23 protein-coding genes are annotated in these 22,511 nt (G+C 71.9%); 15 read left to right on the forward strand and 8 right to left on the reverse strand.

The genetic code is table 11. The features are described 5' to 3' along the window. The first annotated feature begins 97 nt into the window (after positions 1-97). The 3 genes from ABTX60_RS02705 to pgfA all read left to right on the forward strand — a co-directional run bounded on the left by ABTX60_RS02705 (position 98) and on the right by pgfA (position 3,158). Positions 98-1,855 carry a lytic transglycosylase domain-containing protein gene (locus ABTX60_RS02705; RefSeq protein ID WP_352095271.1) on the forward strand — a complete coding sequence of 586 codons (1,758 nt, stop codon included), beginning with the start codon at positions 98-100 and terminating at the stop codon, positions 1,853-1,855. 150 nt (positions 1,856-2,005) lie between these two features. Further along, positions 2,006-2,140 carry an SPW_0924 family protein gene (locus ABTX60_RS02710; protein WP_352095272.1) on the forward strand — a complete coding sequence of 45 codons (135 nt, stop codon included), beginning with the start codon at positions 2,006-2,008 and terminating at the stop codon, positions 2,138-2,140. Positions 2,141-2,165: 25 nt separating this feature from the next. Further along, complete coding sequence (pgfA, locus tag ABTX60_RS02715) at positions 2,166-3,158, forward strand: cell envelope lipid trafficking protein PgfA (RefSeq protein ID WP_352095273.1); 993 nt, start codon at positions 2,166-2,168, stop codon at positions 3,156-3,158. Here pgfA and hrpB read toward each other — a convergent pair. Then, positions 3,148-5,688 carry an ATP-dependent helicase HrpB gene (gene hrpB / locus ABTX60_RS02720; RefSeq protein WP_352095274.1) on the reverse strand — a complete coding sequence of 847 codons (2,541 nt, stop codon included), beginning with the start codon at positions 5,686-5,688 and terminating at the stop codon, positions 3,148-3,150. The genes pgfA and hrpB overlap by 11 nt on opposite strands. 58 nt (positions 5,689-5,746) lie before the next feature. Beyond that, complete coding sequence (locus tag ABTX60_RS02725) at positions 5,747-6,706, reverse strand: class I SAM-dependent methyltransferase (protein WP_352095275.1); 960 nt, start codon at positions 6,704-6,706, stop codon at positions 5,747-5,749. A 223-nt stretch (positions 6,707-6,929) separates the two neighbouring features. Between ABTX60_RS02725 and rpsA the strand changes: the two genes are divergently transcribed. The 4 genes from rpsA to ABTX60_RS02745 all read left to right on the forward strand — a co-directional run bounded on the left by rpsA (position 6,930) and on the right by ABTX60_RS02745 (position 10,718). Further along, complete coding sequence (gene rpsA, locus ABTX60_RS02730) at positions 6,930-8,426, forward strand: 30S ribosomal protein S1 (protein WP_352095276.1); 1,497 nt, start codon at positions 6,930-6,932, stop codon at positions 8,424-8,426. A gap of 241 nt (positions 8,427-8,667) precedes the next feature. Beyond that, positions 8,668-9,606, forward strand: coding sequence for a PAC2 family protein (locus tag ABTX60_RS02735; RefSeq protein ID WP_352095277.1), 939 nt, complete (start codon positions 8,668-8,670; stop codon positions 9,604-9,606). Positions 9,607-9,666: 60 nt separating this feature from the next. After that, positions 9,667-10,287: a dephospho-CoA kinase gene (gene coaE / locus ABTX60_RS02740; RefSeq protein ID WP_352095278.1), complete on the forward strand. Its 621-nt coding sequence runs from the start codon at positions 9,667-9,669 to the stop codon at positions 10,285-10,287. 50 nt (positions 10,288-10,337) lie between these two features. Further along, complete coding sequence (locus ABTX60_RS02745; protein WP_104779441.1) at positions 10,338-10,718, forward strand: tetratricopeptide repeat protein; 381 nt, start codon at positions 10,338-10,340, stop codon at positions 10,716-10,718. Positions 10,719-10,773: 55 nt separating this feature from the next. On the opposite strand, the gene ABTX60_RS02750 is transcribed toward ABTX60_RS02745, so the two are convergent. Next, complete coding sequence (locus ABTX60_RS02750) at positions 10,774-11,037, reverse strand: DUF6343 family protein (protein WP_352095279.1); 264 nt, start codon at positions 11,035-11,037, stop codon at positions 10,774-10,776. Positions 11,038-11,348: 311 nt separating this feature from the next. Here ABTX60_RS02750 and ABTX60_RS02755 point away from each other — a divergent pair, with 311 nt between their 5' ends. Both ABTX60_RS02755 and ABTX60_RS02760 read left to right on the forward strand, forming a co-directional pair. Continuing rightward, positions 11,349-12,047 carry a class I SAM-dependent methyltransferase gene (locus ABTX60_RS02755; protein WP_352095280.1) on the forward strand — a complete coding sequence of 233 codons (699 nt, stop codon included), beginning with the start codon at positions 11,349-11,351 and terminating at the stop codon, positions 12,045-12,047. Positions 12,048-12,307: 260 nt separating this feature from the next. Then, a complete protein-coding gene (locus ABTX60_RS02760) occupies positions 12,308-12,778 on the forward strand; it encodes a DoxX family protein (protein WP_352095281.1) in 471 nt (156 codons plus the stop codon). 76 nt (positions 12,779-12,854) lie between these two features. On the opposite strand, the gene ABTX60_RS02765 is transcribed toward ABTX60_RS02760, so the two are convergent. Continuing rightward, positions 12,855-13,457 carry an RNA-binding S4 domain-containing protein gene (locus ABTX60_RS02765; protein ID WP_352095282.1) on the reverse strand — a complete coding sequence of 201 codons (603 nt, stop codon included), beginning with the start codon at positions 13,455-13,457 and terminating at the stop codon, positions 12,855-12,857. Positions 13,458-13,589: 132 nt separating this feature from the next. Here ABTX60_RS02765 and ABTX60_RS02770 point away from each other — a divergent pair, with 132 nt between their 5' ends. From ABTX60_RS02770 to ABTX60_RS02780, 3 genes are read left to right on the forward strand one after another with little or no spacing between them, the layout of a single operon-like run. Then, positions 13,590-14,207: an ArsR/SmtB family transcription factor gene (locus ABTX60_RS02770; RefSeq protein ID WP_352095283.1), complete on the forward strand. Its 618-nt coding sequence runs from the start codon at positions 13,590-13,592 to the stop codon at positions 14,205-14,207. Beyond that, a complete protein-coding gene (locus ABTX60_RS02775) occupies positions 14,204-15,532 on the forward strand; it encodes an MFS transporter (RefSeq protein ID WP_352095284.1) in 1,329 nt (442 codons plus the stop codon). Before ABTX60_RS02770 ends, ABTX60_RS02775 begins: the two co-directional genes overlap by 4 nt. Positions 15,533-15,583: 51 nt before the next feature. Continuing rightward, positions 15,584-16,315, forward strand: a complete 732-nt coding sequence (locus ABTX60_RS02780) for a uracil-DNA glycosylase (protein WP_352095285.1) — start codon at positions 15,584-15,586, stop codon at positions 16,313-16,315. Here the strand turns inward: ABTX60_RS02780 and ABTX60_RS02785 are convergent. After that, positions 16,285-16,968, reverse strand: a complete 684-nt coding sequence (locus ABTX60_RS02785) for a GntR family transcriptional regulator (protein WP_352095286.1) — start codon at positions 16,966-16,968, stop codon at positions 16,285-16,287. The two genes, ABTX60_RS02780 and ABTX60_RS02785, sit on opposite strands and share 31 nt — an antisense overlap. Positions 16,969-17,134: 166 nt before the next feature. Here ABTX60_RS02785 and ABTX60_RS02790 point away from each other — a divergent pair, with 166 nt between their 5' ends. Together ABTX60_RS02790 and ABTX60_RS02795 are read left to right on the forward strand one after the other, a co-directional pair. Next, the gene (locus ABTX60_RS02790; protein ID WP_352095287.1) at positions 17,135-18,586 is read left to right on the forward strand and encodes an NCS1 family nucleobase:cation symporter-1; all 1,452 of its coding nucleotides are present in this window, start codon (positions 17,135-17,137) and stop codon (positions 18,584-18,586) included. A gap of 5 nt (positions 18,587-18,591) precedes the next feature. Beyond that, positions 18,592-19,314, forward strand: a complete 723-nt coding sequence (locus ABTX60_RS02795; RefSeq protein WP_352095288.1) for an aspartate/glutamate racemase family protein — start codon at positions 18,592-18,594, stop codon at positions 19,312-19,314. Position 19,315: 1 nt separating this feature from the next. On the opposite strand, the gene ABTX60_RS02800 is transcribed toward ABTX60_RS02795, so the two are convergent. Both ABTX60_RS02800 and ABTX60_RS02805 read right to left on the reverse strand, forming a co-directional pair. After that, positions 19,316-19,921, reverse strand: coding sequence for a gamma carbonic anhydrase family protein (locus tag ABTX60_RS02800; protein WP_352095289.1), 606 nt, complete (start codon positions 19,919-19,921; stop codon positions 19,316-19,318). Between the two features lie 12 nt (positions 19,922-19,933). Then, positions 19,934-20,335, reverse strand: coding sequence for a RidA family protein (locus tag ABTX60_RS02805; protein ID WP_352095290.1), 402 nt, complete (start codon positions 20,333-20,335; stop codon positions 19,934-19,936). Between the two features lie 194 nt (positions 20,336-20,529). On the opposite strand from ABTX60_RS02805, the gene ABTX60_RS02810 reads away from it, so the two are divergent. Further along, a complete protein-coding gene (locus tag ABTX60_RS02810) occupies positions 20,530-21,309 on the forward strand; it encodes a nucleotidyltransferase domain-containing protein (RefSeq protein ID WP_352095291.1) in 780 nt (259 codons plus the stop codon). Here the strand turns inward: ABTX60_RS02810 and ABTX60_RS02815 are convergent. Further along, entirely contained in the window at positions 21,296-22,255 is a 960-nt protein-coding gene (locus ABTX60_RS02815) for an expansin EXLX1 family cellulose-binding protein (protein ID WP_352095292.1), read from the reverse strand. The genes ABTX60_RS02810 and ABTX60_RS02815 overlap by 14 nt on opposite strands. Between the last annotated feature and the right edge of the window lie 256 nt (positions 22,256-22,511).

Genomic DNA, 22,511 nt, shown 5'->3' on the forward strand with positions numbered 1-22,511 from the left:
GTCGGAGGGCAACCCCTCGGGCGGTTGGATCGTCACAACAGGGCGAACACTGCAGACGTAGACGGACGCTCGGGCGTCCACGGGAGGGGTTCACTCTATGGCGGCGCAATTCGGCAGGAGGCTGTGCAAAGGGGCGGCGACGACCGCCGTGGCCGCGGTAGCGGTCGCGGCCCTGTCCGCCTCTCAGGCTCCGGGCGTGAACGACCACGGCAGACAGACCGCCGCCGACGCCACACCCTCCCCCGAAGCGAGTGCCTCCGGCGGCAGCGCCACCGGCAATTCGCCGTACTACACGGACCTGCCTCCGCTGAAGAGCCCGAACCCGTCACCGACCACGGGCCCCGGCCCCAGCGGCACGGGCACCACGGAAGCCGGCATTCCCGCGACCGTCCTCGACGCCTACAAGAAGGCGGAGGCCTCGCTGCGCGAGTCCAAGCCCGGCTGCAACCTGCCCTGGCAACTCCTCGCGGCCATCGGCCGGGTGGAGTCGGGGCAGGCGCGCGGCGGCCGCGTCGACGCCGACGGCACCACCATCAAGAAGATCCTGGGCCCGCAGCTCGACGGCAACGGCTTCGCCCTCATCAAGGACACCGACGACGGCGCGTACGACGGCAACAGCTCGTACGACCAGGCCGTCGGCCCCATGCAGTTCATCCCCTCCACCTGGGCCTGGGCCGGCCGCGACGGCAACGCCGACGGCAAGAAGGACCCGAACAACATCTACGACGCCGCGCTCGCCGCCGGCCATTACCTGTGCCGCAACAACTGGGACCTGTCCCAGCAGGGCGACCTCGACCGGGCGATCCTCAGCTACAACAACTCGCGGGACTACCTCAACCTCGTCATGAGGTGGCTGGAGTACTACCGCAAGGGCACCCACGAGGTCCCGGACGGCACCGGCAGCCTGCCCGACAACCGCAGCGACGGCGGCGCGGGCGCGAGCCCGACGCCCACCACGCCGGGTGTCACCGCACCGGGCATCACCCCTCCCGGCAGCCCGTCGCCCAAGCCGAGTCCGAAGCCCGGCAGGCCCGAGAAGCCGGGCGGTGGCGGTACGACGCCCCCGAAGCCGCCCGCCACGCCGCCCGGCGACACCCCGTCGTCACCGCCCACGACACCTCCCACCCCCACCGACACGGTGGATCACCTGGAGGACGCCGGCACCGGAAAGCTCACCGCCATGGCCGGCGAGGCGTTCGGCCGGCGGATCAGCACCCGCACCGAGACCGAGGCGGGCAAGGCCGTCGCCAAGGTCAGGGTTCGCTTCACCGTCCTCGGCGACACGGACACCACCTTCACCGGCGGCGAGAGTGTGGCCACGGTCGCCACCAACAGCTCCGGCGTGGCCGTGGCGCCCGCCCTCCAAGCGGGAGAGAAGACCGGCACCGTCACCCTCCGCGCCACCGTCGTGGGGCGAACCGTCCCGGGACTCGACTACAAGGCCACCGTCACCGAGCGCGCGGCCGACACCCTCGTCCGCACCGGCGACGCCGCGCTGACCTGCGCGCCCGGCGGCGAGTTCGCGAACCGGGTCGAGGTGAAGGCCACCTACAAGGGCGCCGTCGCCGACGGTGTCGCGGCCACCGCCACGCTGATCAAGTCGGCGGACGACCCGACCGCCGGCGACAAGGGTCCCTACTTCAAGGGCGCCGACGGCAAGACCGTCCGCACCCTCACGGGTCTGAAGACGGACGCCAAGGGCTTGCTGAAGCTGCCCGAGCTGTACGCCGACGACACCACCGGCACGTTCCTGCTCCGCATCACCACGGCAGGCGGGGCGACGCTCACGGTCGAACTGAACGTGGCCGCGGCCGAGACGTCCGCGCCGAGCCCGTCGGCCAGCCCGAGCGCGTAGCTCTCAGGTACGACAGACGACGCCCCTCCTTACAAGGAGGGGCGTCGTTGTGTGTGCAACCTGTTCTCATCTCCGTCGCGCGTTGCTACGGTGCCGAGGAACCTGACGGTGCATCAGTTCTGTCCGTCGCGACCCGTGGGGAGGTTCTGCATGCGCACTCTCATCGCCGTCGCCACCGGTCTGGTCCTCGCGTTCGCCGTGGTCCTGGCGCTGACCGCCCTCGGCTCCCCGTCCGGCGGGACGTCCCCGAAACCGCTGCTGACGACCGTGCCCGCACACCCCTGACCGCCCGCCCGGGAGGGAGGCCGAGATGCGCCGCAAGGCCGGCCTGGTCCTGCTCGCCCTCGCCGTGTTCTTCGCGGCGCTGTCCCCGCTGCTGCGCTGGTACGCCTTCCCGCGCCTGGCAAAGGTTCCCGCGAACCAGTACCAGGACATGGTCCTGGAGGCGAAGAACGCCACCCTCCTCGACTACGCCACGATGAAGGCGAAGAAGGTCTCCAAGGTCACCATCGTCCAGACCCTCAAGGGCAACGTGGAGGCCTCCGAGCGGATCGAGGAGTCGGCGGGCCGGGACGTCGTCGTCTGGGACGGTCTGTCCTACGTCGTCGGCCCCGACGGCGCGATGGTCTCCAAGATCCCCGAGCGCTACATCTTCGACGCCCACACCCAGGAGCCCGTCCACGCCACCGGCGAGATGGTCGACGGCGACCCGGTGCGCCGCCGGGGCATCGAGTTCAAATGGCCCTTCCTGACCGAGAAACGGGACTACGAGTACTTCGACGCGCAGGCCCGCGTCACCGCGCCCATCGCCTACAAGGGCACCCGTGACTTCCGCGGCCTGGAGGTCTATTACTTCGAACAGACCATCCCCTGGACCAAGGTCAAGATCCCCAAGACCCTGCCCGTCAAGGGCCTCACCCCCGAGGCGGTGGCCCGGACCGGCACGACCCGCTGGTACACCACGGTCCGCAAGTTCTGGGTCGAACCCCTCACCGGCGCCCCCGTGTACGGAGAGGAGATCCACCGGGAGGAACTGCGCGGCGGCAGCCTTCTCGGCGACCGCGGCAAGGTGACCGCGTTCGCCGGACACGTGAAGATGCGTGAGGACTATCTCGCGCACACGGTCGACCTGGTGAAGTCCCAGCGGCTGCTCGTCCTGCTCATGACGTCCTACCTGCCGTGGGGCTTCCTGGCTCTCGGTGCCCTCCTGCTGGTCCTCGCGCTGTACCTCGAGGCCCGCGGCCGCCGCCCCTCCGGCCCGGCCTCCACGGCGGCCGAAGAGCCCTCGTCGGTCAGCGCCTGAGCCGCGCGTTGGTGTGCCTCGTCGGCTCGGCGCTCGCCGGGTCCTCGGGCCACGGATGCTTCGGGTACCGCCCCCGCAGCTCCGCCCGCACCCCCTTGTAGCCGTCCCGCCAGAACGAGGCGAGGTCGGCGGTGACGGCGGCCGGCCGCCCTGCCGGGGACAGCAGATGCACGAGCAGCGGCACCCCGGCGACCCGGGGCGACTCCTGGAGCCCGAACATCTCCTGCAACTTCACCGCCAGCACGGGCTGCTCGGGCCGGGACCAGTCGATCCGGATCCTCGACCCGCTCGGCACCGTCCACCGCTCCGGCGCCAGCTCCTCGAGCCGCCCCGCCTGACCGGAGGCCCACGGCAGCAGCCGGGCGAGCGCCTCCCCGGCGTCGATCCGCGCCAGATCGGCCCGCCGCCGTGCCCGGCCGAGCTCCGGCTCCAGCCACTCCTCCACGCGCGCGTGCAGCGCCTCGTCGGACACGTCCGGCCAGGGCTCACCGAGACGCAGCCGCAGGAACGCGAGCCGCTGCCGCAGGACGACGGCCTCCGCCGACCACCGCAGCAGCCCGAACCCGTCCCGCCGCAGCCCGTCGAGCAGCGCGCCGCGCACGAGGCCCGGATCGGGGTCCCGCAACGCCCGCACGGTCAGCTCCACGGCACCCAGCCGCTCCACCCGCCGTGCCACGACGTCCCCGCCGTCCCACCCGACCTCGTCCCGCTCCTCCAGCAGCGCCCCCGCGGCGAGCCGGGCCACGTCCTCGTCCACGACCGCCCCCGACTGCACGCGCGCGTGCCCCCGGCCGAGGGGCCGGTCCGCCACGGCCACGGCCACCCACTCGGCATCCCGCAGCACACTCCCCGCGCCGACCTCCGCCCGTGTTCCGGACACCATCAGGTGCGAGCCGCCATCGGCCTTGGCGACCCGCTCGGGAAAGGCGAGAGCAGCGACGAGGCCCACTCGGCGGTCCTCGGAGAGTGTCCCGAGGATTTCCGCCCCGGCCCCCGGATGCCGGTCACGGGCGGCCGGGTGGGAAATCTCCCCGACGGCGGCCCGCAGCCGCCGGACCTCACTGCGCCACCGCGAGGCATAGGCGTCGCCGCCACGCCGAGCACGACGCAAGGCGCCCGCCAGATCATCTCCGTACTCCCGCGGAGCCTCCTCACTCAACAGGGCGACGACCTCGGCGGCCCGCTCGGCCCCCATGAGCGGCACGGAATCCACCAAGGCCCGCCCCAGCCGGGGATGCACACCCACCCGCCCCAGTACGACTCCCCGCTCCGTGGCCCGCCCGGCGGTATCGACCGCCCCCACCGCCGCCAGCACCTCACGCGCCGCCGCCATCGCCCCACCCGGAGGCCCGTCCAGCAGTGCCAGCCCGGACGCGTCCGGATCCCCCCAGCACGCCACCTGCAGGGCGAACGCCGTCAAGTCGGCCACCCTGATCTCCGGCGACGGATACCGCGGGAGCCGCGCGTCCTCGGCCTCCGCCCAGCACCGGTACACCGCCCCAGGCGCCTCACGCCCGGCCCGACCCGCCCGCTGCCGCCCGGCGGCCTGCGACGCCCGTACGGTCGTCAGCGCGCTCAGCCCGCGCGCGTGGTCCACCCTCGGCTCGCGCGCCAGACCCGAATCGACCACCACCCGCACCCCGGGCACGGTCAGCGACGACTCCGCGACGGACGTGGCCAGTACGACCCGCCGCCGCTCCCCGGGCACCAGCACCGCGTCCTGCACGGCCGCCGGCGCCCTCCCGTGCACCTGGAGCACCTCGACGTCCCCGAGCCCCCCGAGCTGCCCGGCGACCCGGGCGATCTCGCCCACCCCCGGCAGGAAACACAGCACGTCCCCGGTCCGCTCGGCCAGTGCCCTGCGGACCACGGACGCCACATGCGTCAGCAACGCCGGATCGACCCGCATCCCGTGCGGCGGGCGGACGGGCCGCACCGGAGGCGCCCACACGGTCTCCACCGGATGGGCGGTCCCCTGCGCCTGGACCACCGGCGCTCCGCCCAGCAGCTGCGCCCACCCCTGCGCGTCGGTGGTCGCAGAGGCGGCCACCAGCCGCAGCTCCGGCCGCAGCGTCTGCCGCACGTCCCACAGGAACGCCGCCGCCGTGTCCGCGTCCAGGTGCCGCTCGTGACACTCGTCGAGCACCACCACGTCGGCACCGGCGAGTTCCTGGTCCCGTTGCAGCCGCTGCAGCAGCACACCGGTGGTGACGACCTCCACGCGCGTGTGCCGCCCGACGACGCGCTCCCCGCGCACGGTGTAGCCGATGCTCTCGCCGGGCTTCTCACCCAGCAGCCACGCCATCCGCCGCGCCGCCGCCCGTGCCGCGATCCGCCGCGGCTCGGCGACGACCACGCGCCGCCCGGGCCCGTCCCCGAGCAGTCCCGCGAGGGCCAGTGGCACCAGCGTCGTCTTGCCGGTGCCGGGCGGCGCCACGAGGACGGCGGTGCCGTGCCCCTCCAAGGCGTCGGCCAGGGCGGGCAGGGCACCGCGTACGGGCAGGGCTTCCAGGGCGTCGTAACGGATCACGCCCTCAGTGTCGTACGCCCGGGGAAGAGGTCCCACGCGCGCGTGCCTCGGTCCTTGTTCAGTCCCGCTCGCAGACGAAGATCGCCGTGCCGGGGATCAGGTTCCCGCGCAGCGGTGACCAGCCGCCCCACTCCGAGGTGTTCCAGGCGGGCCACTCCGGCTCCACCAGGTCGACCAGGCGGAAGCCCGACGCGACGACGTCCCGGACGCGGTCGCCGAGGGTGCGGTGGTGCTCGACGTAGACCGCCCGGCCCTCCTCGTCCTGCTCGACGTACGGCGTGCGGTCGAAGTACGAGCCCGACACCGACAGTCCCTCGGGCCCCGGCTCGTCCGGGAAGGCCCAGCGGATCGGGTGCGTCACCGAGAAGACCAGACGTCCCCCGGGCCGCAGCACCCGGCGCACCTCGCGCAGGACCTGACGCGGGTCGGCGACGAAGGGCAGCGCCCCGTACGCCGAGCAGGCCAGGTCGAACGAGGCGTCGGCGAAGGGGAGCGCGCCCGCGTCGGCGCACACCAGAGGGAAGGAGACGCCGATGCGCAGAGCGTGCTGGAGCTGCCGGTGCGAGATGTCCAGGGCGACCGGGCGCGCTCCCTGGGCGGTCAGCCAGCGCGAGCACTGGGCCGCGCCGGCGCCGATCTCCAGAACGTCCCGGCCCTTCAGCTCCTCCGGCGGGCCGAGCAGTTCGGCCTCCACCTCGTCCAGCCCCTCGGGCCCCCACACGAAGCGGTCGTCGCCGAGGAAGGTGCCGTGCTCGATCTGGTACTCGTCCGCGTTGCGGTCCCACCAGCCACGATTGGCCCGGGAGCTTTCCGTGACATCGGCATCGCGCCGGGTGGCCTCGGGTTCGGACGCTTCGGACTCTTGGATGATCGGCTCCCTCGTACTAGTGTGCGGCCTCTGCTGTCCGGCCGGTCCGGGCGGTGTCGCAAAGGGGGCGTCGCGCGCCGCGCGTGGCCTCGGGCGACACGACTTGTGCCGGATATGCGGCGTTCGCCCCGCGTGGGCGGCTTCGCGCATTGACCCTGCCCGGCTGCCCCCGTATGCTACAAGTTGCGCTGCGGGCCTGCGCACCTCAGACGTAGCAGGCTGCGCTCGCATCTGTATGTATGTCCCCTCGGTTGTCGAGGCGCCACCGTTTTTGAGTGGCGCTTCCTTGGCTGTCCGGCTTCTGCAGAGCGAAACGGGCTCCCGGCGTAGCAGTACCTACGACTTCAATGTCCGTACCGGAGCCCTTTCCCACATGACGAGCAGCACCGAGACCACCGCCACCACCCCGCAGGTAGCGGTCAACGACATCGGTAACGAGGAAGCCTTCCTCGCCGCGATCGACGAGACGATCAAGTACTTCAACGACGGCGACATCGTCGACGGCGTCATCGTGAAGGTCGACCGGGACGAGGTCCTGCTCGACATCGGTTACAAGACCGAAGGCGTTATCCCGAGCCGCGAGCTCTCGATCAAGCACGACGTCGACCCCAACGAGGTCGTCGCCGTCGGTGACGAGATCGAGGCCCTGGTCCTCCAGAAGGAGGACAAGGAAGGCCGCCTGATCCTCTCGAAGAAGCGCGCCCAGTACGAGCGTGCCTGGGGCACCATCGAGAAGATCAAGGAAGAGGACGGGATCGTCACCGGTACCGTCATCGAGGTCGTCAAGGGTGGTCTCATCCTCGACATCGGCCTCCGTGGCTTCCTCCCGGCCTCCCTGGTCGAGATGCGCCGCGTCCGCGACCTCCAGCCCTACGTGGGCAAGGAGCTCGAGGCCAAGATCATCGAGCTGGACAAGAACCGCAACAACGTGGTCCTGTCCCGCCGTGCCTGGCTGGAGCAGACCCAGTCCGAGGTCCGCCAGACGTTCCTCACCACCCTCCAGAAGGGTCAGGTCCGTTCCGGCGTCGTCTCCTCGATCGTCAACTTCGGTGCCTTCGTGGACCTGGGCGGCGTCGACGGTCTGGTCCACGTCTCCGAGCTCTCCTGGAAGCACATCGACCACCCCTCCGAGGTTGTCGAGGTCGGCCAGGAAGTCACCGTCGAGGTCCTCGACGTCGACATGGACCGCGAGCGTGTCTCCCTGTCGCTGAAGGCGACCCAGGAAGACCCGTGGCAGCAGTTCGCCCGCACCCACCAGATCGGCCAGGTCGTGCCCGGCAAGGTCACGAAGCTGGTTCCGTTCGGTGCGTTCGTCCGCGTGGACGAGGGCATCGAGGGTCTGGTCCACATCTCCGAGCTGGCCGAGCGCCACGTGGAGATCCCGGAGCAGGTCGTCCAGGTCAACGACGAGATCTTCGTCAAGGTCATCGACATCGACCTCGAGCGCCGTCGCATCAGCCTCTCGCTGAAGCAGGCCAACGAGTCCTTCGGTGCCGACCCGGCCGCGGTCGAGTTCGACCCGACCCTGTACGGCATGGCCGCGTCCTACGACGACCAGGGCAACTACATCTACCCCGAGGGCTTCGACCCCGAGACCAACGACTGGCTCGAGGGCTACGAGACCCAGCGCGAGGCGTGGGAGACCCAGTACGCCGAGGCGCAGACCCGCTTCGAGCAGCACCAGGCGCAGGTCATCAAGTCCCGCGAGGCGGACGAGAAGGCCGCTGCCGAGGGTGGCGAGGCTGCCGCTCCGGCCGCGTCCGGTGGTGGCGGTTCGTACTCCTCCGAGGGCCCGGACAACTCCGGTGCGCTGGCCTCGGACGAGGCGCTGGCCGCGCTTCGCGAGAAGCTGGCCGGTGGGCAGAGCTGAACGCTCGCCGCTGAGGCATAGCCGATAGCTGAGGGGCCGTACCTTTCGAGGTGCGGCCCTTCGGTGTGCTCGGGCTTTGCGGCCCGTCGTTCGGCTGCCGGCCGGTGGGGTCTTCTCGCGCAGTTCCCCGCGCCCCTGACGGGGCGTTGCTCCCGCTGCCAAGATCATGAATCTCCTCCTGCGGGAATGCCCGCGCCGGCAACGGCGTTGTGGAGTATGAACACGAGGAGGAGTGGTCACTGTGCTTGATCCGCAGGATCTGTACGCCTGGGAGCCGAAGGGGCTGGCCGTCGTCGACATGGCGCTGGCCCAGGAGTCGGCCGGACTTGTCATGCTCTACCACTTCGACGGATACATCGACGCGGGGGAGACGGGCGACCAGATCGTCGACCGGGTGCTCGACTCCCTGCCCCATCAGGTCGTCGCCCGCTTCGATCACGACCGGCTCGTCGACTACCGTGCCCGCCGCCCGCTTCTGACGTTCAAGCGTGACCGCTGGAGCGACTACGAGGACCCCGCTCTCGAGGTGCGGCTCGTACAGGACGCCACCGGTGCGCCCTTCCTGCTGCTGTCCGGCCCCGAGCCGGACGTGGAGTGGGAGCGCTTCGCCGCCGCAGTGAAGCAGATCGTGGAGCGGCTCGGTGTCCGCCTCTCCGTGAACTTCCACGGCATCCCCATGGGCGTCCCGCACACCCGGCCCGTCGGCCTCACCCCGCACGGCAACCGCAGCGACCTCGTCCCGGGCCACCCCAGCCCCTTCGAGGAGGCACAGGTGCCCGGCAGCGCCGAGTCCCTCATCGAGTACCGCCTGCTCCAGGCCGGGCACGACGTCCTGGGCGTCGCCGCGCACGTCCCGCACTACATCGCCCGCTCCCCGTACCCGGACGCGGCCCTGACGGTCCTGGAGGCCATCACGGCGGCGACCGGACTGGTCCTGCCCGGCATCGCCCACGCCCTGCGCTCGGGCGCCCACCGCACCCAGACGGAGATCGACCGGCAGATCCGCGAGGGCGACGAGGACCTCACCGCGCTCATCGAGGGTCTTGAGCACCAGTACGACGCCGTCGCAGGCGCCGAGACGCGGGGCAACATGCTCGCCGAGCCGGTGGACATCCCGTCGGCGGACGAGATCGGCCAGGAGTTCGAGAAGTTCCTGGCGGAACGAGAAGGCGACAACTGATCCCGGGGCGGTCCGGCCCGGGCGACAGCCCTGTCCGTGGCAGGGCCTAAGCTGCGGGGCATGCTGAAGGTGGGCCTGACCGGCGGGATCGGCGCCGGCAAGAGCGAGGTGTCACGGCTGCTCGTCGCGTGCGGGGCCGTGCTGATCGACGCGGACCGCATCGCGCGGGAGGTCGTCGCCCCGGGGACGCCGGGGCTCGCCTCGGTCGTCGAGGCCTTCGGGGAGGACGTCCTCGCCGCCGACGGCAGCCTGGACCGGCCCCGCCTGGGCGCCATCGTCTTCGCCGACGCGGAGAAACTCGCCGTTCTGAACTCGATCGTGCACCCTCTGGTGGGCGCCCGCTCCCGCGAGCTGGAGGAGGCCGCCGCCGAGGACGCGGTCGTCCTCCACGACGTCCCGCTCCTCACGGAGAACGGCCTGGCGCCGCTGTACGACGTGGTGATCGTCGTGGACGCGGCCCCCGAGACCCAGCTCGACCGGCTCGTACGCCTGCGCGGGATGACCGAGGAGGACGCCCGCGCGCGGATGGCCGCCCAGGCGACGCGCGAGCAGCGCCGCGAGATCGCCGACATCGTCATCGACAACGACGTCCCGCTGGAGCGGCTGGAGCAGCGCGTGAAGGACGTGTGGGCCGAGCTGGTGCGCAGGTCGCGGACGCCCGGGCCGTCTCCCGCGGAATAGCGGCACCTCGCGGGGGCGTTGAACCCGTGCAGTGAGGGAAGGACTCAGCCGTGCCCGAGACCAGCGGTCCGACCGGACGTACCCCGGAGACGCATGTCATCGACTTCCGTGCCGCCGAGCAACTGCTCGCCGCGCGGGACCCCAGGGGCGCGGTGAAGCTGCTCGACGGCGTCATCGCCACGCACCCGGAGAACACCGCGGCGCGACTGCTGCGGGCGCGTGCCTTCTTCGCGGCGGCGCAGCTGAGGCCGGCGGAGCTGGAGTTCCAGATCGTTCTGGAGCGGGAGCCGGACAACGCGTTCGCGCACTTCGCGCTCGCCCGAACGTATGAGCGCCAAGGGCGTCCCGACCAGGCGAAGCGCCACTTCCGCCTGGCGGCGGCGCTCGACCCGAATCCGGAGTTCCTGAAGGCGGCGCGCTTCGACTCGTGAGGGGCCCGCCTCGAGCGCCCAGCGGCGTGAGCGGCCTGTCCCGAGTGCGCGCGCCTCAGGGGCGATCGTCCGGCGGCCGGTAGGGCGGGATGTCGGGGCCCGGCTGATAGTGCGGGCCCTGGCGGATGTGCCGCAGGACGACGGCCAGATCGACCGTGACGATCAGCAGCAGCACCCCGCAGGCGATCGCCCACCCGCTCCGCCCGGCGATGGCGAACGCAGCCGTCCCGAAGAGCGCCCAGACCAGCCCCCACAGGCTCAGCCAGAAGCGCGCCCGCAGAGCACTGCGCGCGGTCCGCGGTTCACTGCCTGTACGCATCGTCGATCACCACTCCTGCTTGCAACGTACTCCTCGTGGCGAGGGTCCACCAAGGTCGGCAAGGGTGCCGGTGGCCGGTCTGCCGGGGCGCACGTCGGGCATCGGGGGAGTGGATGGGGGACGAGCGGTGGGGGATCGTCTGACGGCGGGTGGCCACTGGTACGTGGGGCACGGAGGGGTCGGGCTGTCGCCGGAAACCCGCTGTAGCCGGCCAGGACGCCCTCACCGTCTCGTCACTCGGTCGGGTGAATACGGAGGCCGACGGGAACGGGCGTGCGGACGCGGTCCGTTGTGCGGGCATGGAGATGAAAATGCGTGAGGGGTACGAGGGGACGGGACCCGGGGCCATCACCCCGGACGGCTGCGCGGTGGAGCTGTACTCCCGGCTGCCCATCGGCAACGAACCGGATGTCATCGCGGCCGCGGTCCCCGAGGGCGCCGGCATTCTGGAGCTCGGCAGCGGAGTGGGACGCATGACGCACGCACTGCTGGAGCGCGGATTCACGGTCACGGCGGTGGACGAGTCCGCCGCCATGCTGGAGCGCGTGCGCGGCGCGCGGACGATATGCGGCCCGATCGAGGAGTTGGCGCTGGACGAGACGTTCGACGTGGTGCTGCTGGCGTCGTTCCTCGTGCACGCGGGAGACGTGGAGGTGCGGCGCGGCTTGCTGCGCACCTGCGTGCGCCATGTCGCGGAGGGCGGCTGCGTGCTGATCCAGCGGGAGGGCGAGGACTACCACGAGAACGTGCCACGCGAGCGCGAGGATCCCAGCGGCTTCACCGTGCGGATCACCTCGTCGGAGCCGGTCGGCGACGGAGTCAACTCGGTGCGCGTGGAGTACGAGTTCCCGGACGCGGTCTGGACCCAGACGTTCCGCGCGCGCCCCCTGACCGAGGAGCAGTTCGAGGAGGCGCTCGGGGAAGCGGGTCTGAAGGTGGACCGCTGTCTGACAGCTGACCGGACCTGGGTACGGGCGGTGCCGACGGCCGAGGCCACCGGGAGCGCGTGACAGCCGGCGCGGGGGAGTGGAACCAGGGCGCCTGAGCCGGTACGGCACGGTCGCAACCTTTCCTGGCGCTGCTCGGCGATGTCGAACTGCGCGAATCGGTGAGGACGGCCCAGCCGTTGGGCACCGACGGGGACGGGGACGGGGCCGGCAGCGACGCGGTGACCGTTCCGCTTCACATTCCCCGGCGGCGATGACTTCCGGAGCGAGAGCCGGTCTGTCTCTCCGACACCACCACGGACCGCTCTGACCAGGAGACCTTCATGTCCGAGATCACCGCTGCCGTTCCGGCCGACGCCACCCCGGACGGCGTCGTCGTCGCCGAGTCAGCGACCGCTCGCGGGCGGCGGGCGCGCATCGCCCTGCGTGCTCTGCAGGTGCTGCTCGCCCTCTTCTACGCGATCGCGAGCGCCCTGCCCAAGCTGATCGGACATGCGTCGGCAGCCGAGTCGTTCGAGCGGCTCGGCTGGGGCAGCGCGGGGATGTACACCATCGGCGTGTTCGAACTGGCCGGGGCGATCGCGCTGTTGATCCCGGTGCTCCAGTCGGTGGCGGCGATGGCGCTGGGCGCGTTGATGGTGGGCGCGTTCATCGTGCAGACAGCCGTCTTCGACGGGCAGTACGCGGCGACGCCGGTGATTCTGATCGTGCCGCTGACCCTCATAGCGTGGGCGCGGCGGCGGCACAATGCGGATCTGCTCCGGCTACTGCTGCTGCTGCGGCGTCGGATGTGACCGGCCGCGTCTCGGCCGGCCCACGGCGCCCTGCCCACGGCCCGTCCCCGGGTGTCGGTTTGCACGTGACGCTTGCTCAGGGCAGGCGTCGGCCCGAGCCGGCTCCGCCGCCGGGAACGGGCCCGGGGCCGGACACGCTGCCGGGGCCCGCCGAGCCGCGGAGGCGGTCCATTTCGCGGCGGTCCCGCTTGGTCGGGCGGCCTGCGCCGCGGTCGCGGATGCCGGCGGGGGCGACGGCCTCGCGGGGCGGGGGCGGCGGGGAGTTGTCGATGTAGCACTGGGTGGCCACGGGGGCGCCGACCCGCTTGCGGATCAGCCGCATGACGATGACGACCCGTTCGCGGCCTTCGTGCCGCAGGCGCACCTCGTCACCCACGCGGACGGCGTGCGCGGGCTTCACTCGCTCGCCGTTGACGCGCACGTGGCCGCCCCGGCAGGCGGTGGCTCCCATGGAGCGGCTCTTGACGAGGCGTGCGGACCAGATCCAGCTGTCGACGCGGACGGTCGTACCCGCCTGCGGGCCCGCGGCCTCGGCAGCGTTGATCGCCGCGGCGATCTTCGGGTCCAACGGCGGGGCTTCGCCCTTCTCCGAGGTGCCGACGGGTGTGGGGGACCCGGGCGCCGGGTCTTCCGTCCCGTCCGTCCTGTCGTGCCGCGCACCCTCACCCTGAGAAGCCATGTCCTCGACCTTAGTCCTCCGAGTCGCCCCGACGGGATGGTTCCCCCCTTGACCCGTTCCTTGACCTCGTTTCGCCGAACTAATTTTGCAAAAACTCTTTTGCCAAGTGCCCCGGCGGCCTAATCTCCCGCCATGGACAGCGACGAGCACAAGCGCCTCCTCGATCCCGAGCGCGACACCGCCGCCCTGAAGGCCCTGACCCACCCCCTGCGCATCCGGCTGCTCGGGCTGTTGCGACAGGACGGGCCCGCCACGGCGAGTGAGCTGGCCGCGCGGACGGGGGAGTCGTCGGCTTCGACCAGCTATCACCTGCGGGTGCTGGCGAAGTACGCGTTCATCGCCGAGGCCGAGCACCGCGACGGGCGGGAACGGCGCTGGCGGGCTCTGCACACCCTCACGTCCTGGAGCAACGACACGATGGAGTCCACCGCTGCGGGCCGGGCCTTCGTCAGCCTCGCGCGGCGGCAGCAGATCGAGCATCTGGAGAGGTCCCTCGCCCGGCACGAGGCGGACCTGGCGGCCGGGCGCCTCGGCCAGGAATGGGTGGAGCCGTCCGGGGTCAGCGACCTCATGCCCCGGCTGACGGCTCAGTCGCTCACGGAGCTCTGGGACACCGTGGCGCGGAAGCTGGAGGAGCTGACGGCCCGGGACGCCGACGACCCGCGCGCCGAACACGTGGTGCTCCTCACCGCCGGGCTGCCACTCGCCCCGCACGACGGTGGGGACACGGACCGGCAGGGTGCCTCATGACCGAGCTGCCGGGGGCACGGACGGCTCGCCGACGTTACGTCACCGTCTGCGCCCTCCTGTGGCTGCCGTCGGGTCTCGGCCTGGCCTCGATGGTCCTGCTGCTCGGCGAGCGCGGCATGTCCCTGGCCACGATCGCGGGGCTCTTCGCCGCCCACTCGCTCACCGTGGCCGCGCTGGAGCTGCCCACCGGCGGGCTGTCCGATGTCCTCGGGCGCCGACCGGTCCTTGCCCTGGCCGGGGTGCTCAACGTGGTCGCCTGCCTCCTGGTCGGCCTCGGCACCACCGCGTGGGTGCTCACCGCCGGCATGGTGCTCATGGGCGCGGCCCGGGCCCTGTCCAGCGGCACCGCCGAGGCCTGGTACGTCGACACCGTCCAGGAGTGCTCCGGCCCGGACGCCGAGCTGCGCACGGGCCTGGCCAGGGGCGGCTCCGCGACCTCCGCCGCGCTCGCGGTCGGCATGCTGCTCGGTGGCGGCCTGCCCTGGCTCCTCGGTCTGGGGCCCGACCTCGGGGCCCGGTTGAGCGAGGCGACATCCGGTGCGGTGCTGCCCCTGTCTGTTCCGATGCTGCTGGGAGCTGCCGTCAGGGTCGTCCTCGTCTGCTACGTGCTGGCCGTCCTGCGGGAGCCGCCGCGGCCGCCGGCCACCCTGCGTTCGGTGCTGCGCGGCGTCCCGGTCACCGTCCTGGGCGGACTGCGGCTGGGCGGCCGCGACGCACTGGTACGCCGGATCGTGCTCACCGCCGCGGCCGTCGGCAGCGCGGTGGCCGGCATCGAACTGCTCATCCCGGGCCGTACCGTCGAGCTGACCGGAGCGCCTGGCTCCGGAGCGATGGTGTACGCCGCTCTCTCCTGCGTGGGGTTCGTCTGCAACGGCGTCGGCAGCCACCTCGCGCCGTTCACCGCCCGGGTCGCGGGCAGTGGCGAGCGGGCCGTGCTGGTCTGTCTCGGCACCGGGGCGACCGGCCTGCTGCTGCTCGCCGTCACAGCGACCTCGGTGCACCCGATGGCCACGGCCCTGGCGGTCGTCGGCTTCTGCCTGCTCTACCTCGGCATCGGCGCCGCGTCCCCGAACCAGAACGACCTCCTGCACCGCCGCGTCGGCGGTGAGGGCCGGGCCACCGCCCTGTCCGTCCAGTCGCTCGCCCTGCAGCTGGCCGGCGCGCTCGTCGGCCTCGTCGTCGGGGCGTTGCGGCCGGGCCCGCTGCCATGGCTGCTGACCGGAACGCTGCTGCTGTCCGGGGCGCTGCTCTGGCTGCGTCGCGTCGGCGCACAGCCCGCGCCGGGCGCGGCCATCGCCCCGGGCTCGCGTGCCGGCATGTCCTGAGCGTTCTGCCCCGGTGAGGGGAACGGGCCCCGGCGCCCCTACCGTGGAGTGATGGACGCCAGCGGTCTTCCCCTCCTCGACCGGCGCATCGCGGACTGCCGGGCCTGCCCGCGGCTGGTCTCCTGGCGCGAGGAGGTGGCCCGGGACAAGCGGGCCGCCTTCGCGGACTGGACGTACTGGGGCCGGCCGGTGCCCGGTTTCGGGCCGGCGGACGCCCGGCTGCTGATCGTCGGACTCGCTCCCGCGGCGCACGGCGGCAACCGCACCGGCCGGATGTTCACCGGAGACCGCTCCGGGGACGTGCTCTACGAGGCGCTGTACGACGTGGGCCTCGCCTCCCAGCCGACCGCCGTGCACGCCCACGACGGCCTGGAGCTGCACGGCGTGCGCGTCACCTCACCCGTGCACTGCGCTCCGCCCGCCAACAAACCCACCCCCGAGGAGCGGGACACCTGCCGTCCCTGGCTCGTTCAGGAACTGCGGCTGCTGCGCCCGACGCTGCGGGCCGTGGTGGTGCTCGGCGGTTTCGGCTGGCAGGCCGCGCTGCCCGCCTTCGCCGAGGCCGGCTGGTCCGTGCCACGGCCACGTCCCGCCTTCTCCCACGGCGCCCGGTTCCAGCTCGACGGCCTGGAACTCTTCGGCTGCTTCCATGTCAGCCAGCGCAACACCTTCACCGGCCGGCTCACCCCCACCATGCTGCGCGACGTCCTGCGGACGGCCGGGCAGGCGGCGGAGCTGCCGACCGGGGGCGGTCAGGGGGCGGCCTCTTCCTCGGGCGGGTAGGGAGCCGCCTCCTCGCCGAACAGGTGGCGGACCGTGGAGCGGTAGTTGGTCCGCACGTGCGTCAGCGCGTGCGCGCGGGCCCGGTCCGGGTCGCCCGAGGCGATGGCCTCGTAGAGCTCGCGGTGTTCCACGAGGAGCTGGGGCCACTCCTCGTTGCGCCGGGTCATCCAGCGCAGCCGCCCGGCGACCGGTTCCAGGGCCTCGGTCAGCAGGCTGTTGCCGGCCATCGCCACGATGCGGTCGTGCAGCCGGCTGTTGACGTCGGTGATCGCCTCGGCGTCCCCGGCCGCGGTGGCGGCCGCCGCACGGTCGATCAGCTCCTGTACCTCGGCCAGGTCCTGCGGGGTCGCGCGGGAGGCGGCGAGGCCGGCGGCGTAGACCTCCAGGGCCTCTCGCAGTTCGAACAGTTCCTTGACGTCGGTCGGGGTGAGACGGCGTACTACCGTGCGGCGGGGCGTCTCGAAGTGGACGAAGCCCTCGGCCACCAGAGCCCGGATCGCCTCGCGGACCGGCACGCGCGAGACGCCGAAACGCTCCGCCAGCTCGCGCTCGACCAGGCGGTCGCCGGGAAGCAGGCTGCCCGCGATGATCTGCTGCCGCAGCTCGGACGTGACGCGTTCGCGCACCGCTCCCAGGGGTTCGATCTTCGTCATGCAGCCCATCCTCGCCGACGCGAGGGGTCTTTTACGGAGCGTTAACAGGAGCGATATCCGTCGGAACTGTTGACGGCGAGAGCATGTGCGCAGTTTGGTATACCAAACACGCCGTGCAGCCCCCCGCAGCGCAGTCCTCCGTCGTCCCCTTGCTCTGGAGGCCCCCGTGTCCCTCGCCGATCGTGCCGCGCCCACCGGCACCCCCGCGTTCGTCCCCGATCCCCGCCTCACCAACGAAGACCTCGCGCCGGCCGAGAAGCGCAACTGGAAGGTCTTCGACCTCTTCGCCATGTGGATGTCCGACGTCCACAACCTCGGCAACTACACCTTCGCCGCCGGGCTGCTCTTCCTGGGCATGAACGTCTGGCAGATCTTCACGTCCCTGCTCGTCGGGTTCGTGATCATCTACATCGGCATGAACTGGATGGGGAAGATCGGACAGCGCCACGGCGTGCCCTTCCCGGTGGTCAGCCGGATCGCCTTCGGCATCTGGGGCGCCAACATCCCGGCGCTGATCAGAGCCGTGATCGCCATCATGTGGTACGGCATCCAGACCTACCTCGCCTCCGTCGCCGTCAACGTGATGCTGCTGGCGGCCTGGCCCGGCCTGGAGTCGTGGACGCACAACTCCTTCCTCGGCCTGGACGCGCTCGGCTGGGTCTCGTTCGTCGCCCTGTGGCTGGTCCAGGCGGCGATCATCAGCCGTGGCATGGAGTCGGTCCGCAAGTTCCAGGACTTCTGCGGCCCGGCGATCTGGCTCGTGATGATCGCGCTGGCCGTCTGGATCCTCGCCAAGGCCGGCTGGACGATCTCGTTGACCTCGACCCCGCACCCGGTCTCGGTCGGTGAGCAGTGGCGTCAGTGGTTCGGCGCGATCGGCCTGGTCCTCGCCACGTACGGCACCCTGATGCTCAACTTCTGCGACTTCTCCCGCTTCGCCCCCGACTACAGGTCCGTCAAGCGCGGCAACTTCTGGGGCCTGCCCATCAACTCCACGGCCTTCGTGATCGTGTCGGTCATCGTCACCGCGGGCGCGTTCGAGGTCTTCGGCAAGGAGATCACCGACCCCGCCTACCTCGTCGCCGAGATCGGCAACACCTGGGTGCTGGTGGTGGGCGCGCTGACCTTCGCCATCGCCACCATGGGCGTCAACATCGTCGCCAACTTCGTCTCACCGGCGTACGACCTGGCCAACGTGTGGCCGCAGAAGATCACCTTCAAGGTCGGCGGCATGATCAGCACCGTCGCGGCGCTGCTCGTCACCCCCTGGAACCTCTTCTCCAACCCGACGGTCGTGAACTACTTCCTCGGCGGCCTCGGCGCCTTCCTCGGACCGCTGTTCGGCGTGATCATGGTCGACTACTACTGGGTCAAGCGTGGCCGTGTGAACGTGGACGAGCTGTTCGACGCCTCGCCCGGCTCCCGCTACCACTACCGCAAGGGCTTCAACCCCAAGGCGCTCTGGGCGTTCCTGCCCGCGGCCGGTGTCGCGGCGGTGCTCGCGCTGGTGAAGACCTTCAGCGACGTGGCGCCGTACTCCTGGTTCATCGGCACGGCGCTCGCCGCCGGGCTGTACGCGGCCCTGTGCCGTCCCGAGCGCGCCACCGCGGAGGTCTGAGAGACGTGCGGATCGTCGTCACCAACTGCAACACCACGCAGGAGATGACCGAGGAGATCGTACGAGGTGCCCGGGCCGCGGCAGGCCCGGGCACCATCGTGACCGGACTGACCCCCGCCTGGGGACCGGCGTCCGCCGAGGGCTGGCTCGACAGCTACCTGTCCGCCGCCGCCGTCCTGGACACGCTGCGCACCTACGACGGACCGCCGTACGACGCCGTGGTCATGGCCGGATTCGGGGAGCACGGGAGGGAGGGCGCACGGGAACTGGTCGACGTACCGGTGGTCGACATCACCGAGGCCGCGGCGCACCTCGCCTGCCTGCTTGGCCGCCGCTACGGCGTCGTGACCACCCTGGAACGCTCGTGCGGCCAGATCGAGGACAGCCTGGCGACGGCCGGTGTGGCGCGCAACTGCGCGGCGATCGTCGGCACGGGCCTGAACGTGCTCGACCTCGGTGACGCGGAGCGGACCGAGACGGCGTTCCTGGCCGCCGCCGAACGGGCCTGCGCGGCCGGGGCGGAGGTGCTCGTCCTGGGCTGCGCCGGCATGACGGGGCTGCAGCGGGTCGTCGGTCGGAAACTGGGCCTGCCGGTCGTCGACGGGGTCTCCGCGGCGGTCAGACTGGCGGAGTCGCTGGTGGCACTGGGCCTGACGACGAGCCGGGTGGGGAGCTACGCCGGGCCGCTGCCGAAACGGAGGGTGTGGGGGAGGCCCCGAGGGCAGTAGCTCATGCCGGGCCGTCCAGTACGACATCGTCCTGATGAGCCCCGTAGAACCCCACCTGGCGGGCCATCACCTCGCCCATCGACGTACCGCGCGGGATGCCGTACACCGTGCCGGGGAAGTCCAGCGCCTCCTGGATCTGCCAGAGTTCGTCGTGCTCCCCGGGGGCGAAGAGCCGGGCCCGGGGCGCACCCGCCGCGATCCAGCCGATGGGCAGGACCGTGCCGGGCGGCAGCACGGAGTTGACGTGCAGCACACTGTGGATGCGCAGCTCCGAGCCGGCGCCCGCGACGGCCCCCGGGAAGACGCAGGCGCCCGTGGCCACGAAGACCTCGTCCTCCAGGGTCGCCCCGTTGACATGGGAGTGCGGACCGACGAGCACCGCGTCACCGATCACGGCGGGGTGCCGGGCACGCCCCCGCACCAGCGCGTTCTCCATGACGACGACGTCCGAGCCGACCCGCACCTCCCCGTCCTCGGCGGTGAGCACGGCCCCGTGCAGCACCCGGCTGCGCTCACCGAGGACGACGGCCCCGCACAGCACGGCCGTCGGGGCGACGTACGCGGACTCGGGGACGACGGGACGCCGCCCGCGGTGCTCGATCAACATGGCGGTCCTCGCCTACTCGGGAACGACGGCTGTCGCCGTAATCTCCACCAGCTGGCCCGTGTACCCGAGGCACGCCACGCCGATCAGCGTCGACGAGTGGGGACCCGTACTGAGGCCGGACGCCTCGACCACGCTCCAGACGGCGGACAGCACGGCCGGCTCGCCGCTCACCACGTACACGTCGGTCGCCACGACGTGCTCCAGGTCGCTGCCGACGGCGATCAGTTGCTCGCGCAGGTTGTCGATGACCTGTTCGGCCTGCCGCACGGGATCGCCGGGTCCCACGAGCGTGCCGTCCGGGCCCAGCGGTACGGATCCGGCGAGGAACGCCAGCCGCGTGCCGGCCTCCACGACGGACGCGTGGGAGTAGGTGGGCGGCGGGAAGAGACTCGGCACGGTGACGCGGCGGATCACGTGAGGGCTCCGATCTGCGGGCGGCGGCACGACGACCCATCGATCATGCGGGGCGGGGCATGTACACGCACCCGTATTTCGGTACCCGGCGACCGGGCCTTCCCCCTACGCTGCCCCAGGTTCCGGCTGCGGCTGTCCAAGTCCCGCCCGCCCGGGCCCCGTTCCGTCCAGGTCCCCTCTGCCCAGGAGCCGCCGTGCCCATCCTCCCGGACCACGCCTTCCTCGCCGCCACCGCCGACCGCCTGGCCGCCCTGCCCGCCGTCGAGGCCGTCACCCTCGGCGGCTCCCGGGCCCAGGGCACCGAACGGCCCGACAGCGACTGGGACCTGGCGGTCTACTACCGGGGCGCCTTCGACCCGGCCGACCTGCGAGCGGTCGGCTGGGAGGGCGAGGTCTTCGAGCTCGGCGCCTGGGGCGGCGGCGTCTTCAACTCGGGCGCCTGGCTGACGATCGAGGGCCGCTCCGTGGACGTCCACTACCGAGATCTGGACGTGGTCGAACGCGAGATGGCGGAAGCGGAGGCGGGCCGCTTCCGGGTCGAGCCCCTCATGTTCCACCTGGCGGGCATCCCGACGTACCTGCTCGTCGCCGAACTCGCCGTCAACCGGGTGCTGCGCGGCGAACTGCCCCGCCCGGACGCCTATCCGCGGGCCCTGCGCGAGAGCGCCCCCGCGCACTGGCACGGCACGGCCGCGGCCACCCTCGCCTACGCCAAGGCCGGCCACGCCCCGAAGAGCGCCGTCACCCAGGTCGCGGGCGCGATCGCGCTCGCCACGACCCAGACCGCGCACGCGGTGATGGCCGCGCGCGGGGAGTGGGTCACCAACGAGAAGGGGCTGGTCGCGCGGGCCGGGTTGCGTCAGGTGGACGCGGTCCTCGGCGAGCTGACGGACGATCCGGCCGCGCTCGCCCGGGCCGTCACCGACACGGAGACCCTCCTCGCCCGGGCCGTGGAAGCCGTCACCGCCGGGTGAACTGGACGCGGGTGGGCTGGACGGCGTCCGGGCGGATCGCGATGCCGTCGACGGTGAGCTGTTCGCCGTAGATGTCGGTGAGCCTGATGGAACCGCCGCAGCCGGTGCCGCTGGGGGAGAGGAAGTAGTTGTAGTCGGTACGGGTCAGCCGGGTCCAGCCGCTGCCGGTCCTGACCTCCAGCCGGGCCAGCGGATTGCGGTGGCCCAGTGCCTGGATGGCGCACCAGTGGATGCTGGAGCCGGTCTTGTAGCGGATCGAGAGCGTCTGGGCGGTGGCGGGACTCTGCAGGCTCCAGGTGATCGGTATCCGGCCCGCGGAGAGTCCGGCGAGCTTCGCGAACGCCTCCCTGCTGAGGTCGATCTGCCCGGGAGCGCAGGGCAGGGGGCACTCGTTGGTGATCCGGACGGTGACGGAGGCGCCGTTCGCCGCGCGGACCAGGATGTACGCCCCGCACGCCTGGGACGTCTCGTAGTCGGTGTGGTTCATCGCCGCGACCATGAGGTCGGGGCTCGGGCCGTAGAGGCAGGCGCCGTCACCGTCCTTGGCGTCGTAGTGGGTGGCGACGCCGTTGTAGGTGGTGCCGGGCTTGATCCTCCCCGCCAGGGGTGCCGCCCCGGACGCCGGACGCGGTGCGGAGGGCCGGGTGGCGGTGGGCGAGGGCCGCGCCGAAGGAGTGGTCGCGGCGGGCTTCGGAGCCTTGGGGGCCTTGGAGGCCTTGCGCGCGGGGGAGGGCTTCGGGGCAGGTGTGGCCTTGTGGGTCGTCGGCGGAGAGGCCTGCCGGGCGCCGGTGGTGGCCTGGGCCGCGGTGCGCAGTGTGTCCGGTTCGCCGCCGGGGCGCAGGGCGATCACGAGGGAGACGAGGAGGCCCACGGCTGCCGCGGCGACCGCGAAGACGAGGGCGGTGCGCCGCTTGCGGACGGGACGGCGGTGGGATGGGGATGCCACGGATGAGTCCTTCGGGTCCTTGCGTGGTTCGGGAGAACGCGCGCTCACGACTCACCAGTGGTCACCGGGCCCGGAAAGGTTGCCGCGGCCGGTCTCTTGTTTGTGTACAGCTTGATTGCGTACATAAAGAACACCGGTTCCGAGCCGTCCGACACGTTCCGGAAACCTGTCCTCCAGGAACCCCGCCTACCGTGGACAGCCACACCCCGCCCCGGCCGCCGTCGCCCGAAGGCTCACCCCTGCCCTCGCCGAGACG

It is taken from the genome of Streptomyces sp. NPDC126510 (genome assembly GCF_040302345.1).
Classification (GTDB): Bacteria; Actinomycetota; Actinomycetes; order Streptomycetales; family Streptomycetaceae; genus Streptomyces.

What these genes read in the sequence shown, in the direction of transcription:
- coaE (WP_352095278.1), top strand. Translation starts at nt 9,667, where the DNA reads ATGCTGAAGGTGGGCCTGACCGGCGGGATCGGCGCCGGCAAGAGCGAG.
- ABTX60_RS02775 (WP_352095284.1), top strand. Translation starts at nt 14,204, where the DNA reads ATGACCGAGCTGCCGGGGGCACGGACGGCTCGCCGACGTTACGTCACC.
- rpsA (WP_352095276.1), top strand. Translation starts at nt 6,930, where the DNA reads ATGACGAGCAGCACCGAGACCACCGCCACCACCCCGCAGGTAGCGGTC.
- ABTX60_RS02785 (WP_352095286.1), bottom strand. Translation starts at nt 16,968, where the DNA reads ATGACGAAGATCGAACCCCTGGGAGCGGTGCGCGAACGCGTCACGTCC.
- ABTX60_RS02755 (WP_352095280.1), top strand. Translation starts at nt 11,349, where the DNA reads ATGCGTGAGGGGTACGAGGGGACGGGACCCGGGGCCATCACCCCGGAC.
- ABTX60_RS02800 (WP_352095289.1), bottom strand. Translation starts at nt 19,921, where the DNA reads ATGTTGATCGAGCACCGCGGGCGGCGTCCCGTCGTCCCCGAGTCCGCG.
- pgfA (WP_352095273.1), top strand. Translation starts at nt 2,166, where the DNA reads ATGCGCCGCAAGGCCGGCCTGGTCCTGCTCGCCCTCGCCGTGTTCTTC.
- ABTX60_RS02770 (WP_352095283.1), top strand. Translation starts at nt 13,590, where the DNA reads ATGGACAGCGACGAGCACAAGCGCCTCCTCGATCCCGAGCGCGACACC.
- ABTX60_RS02750 (WP_352095279.1), bottom strand. Translation starts at nt 11,037, where the DNA reads ATGCGTACAGGCAGTGAACCGCGGACCGCGCGCAGTGCTCTGCGGGCG.
- ABTX60_RS02725 (WP_352095275.1), bottom strand. Translation starts at nt 6,706, where the DNA reads ATGCGCGAAGCCGCCCACGCGGGGCGAACGCCGCATATCCGGCACAAG.
- ABTX60_RS02780 (WP_352095285.1), top strand. Translation starts at nt 15,584, where the DNA reads ATGGACGCCAGCGGTCTTCCCCTCCTCGACCGGCGCATCGCGGACTGC.
- ABTX60_RS02705 (WP_352095271.1), top strand. Translation starts at nt 98, where the DNA reads ATGGCGGCGCAATTCGGCAGGAGGCTGTGCAAAGGGGCGGCGACGACC.
- ABTX60_RS02765 (WP_352095282.1), bottom strand. Translation starts at nt 13,457, where the DNA reads ATGGCTTCTCAGGGTGAGGGTGCGCGGCACGACAGGACGGACGGGACG.
- ABTX60_RS02710 (WP_352095272.1), top strand. Translation starts at nt 2,006, where the DNA reads ATGCGCACTCTCATCGCCGTCGCCACCGGTCTGGTCCTCGCGTTCGCC.
- ABTX60_RS02760 (WP_352095281.1), top strand. Translation starts at nt 12,308, where the DNA reads ATGTCCGAGATCACCGCTGCCGTTCCGGCCGACGCCACCCCGGACGGC.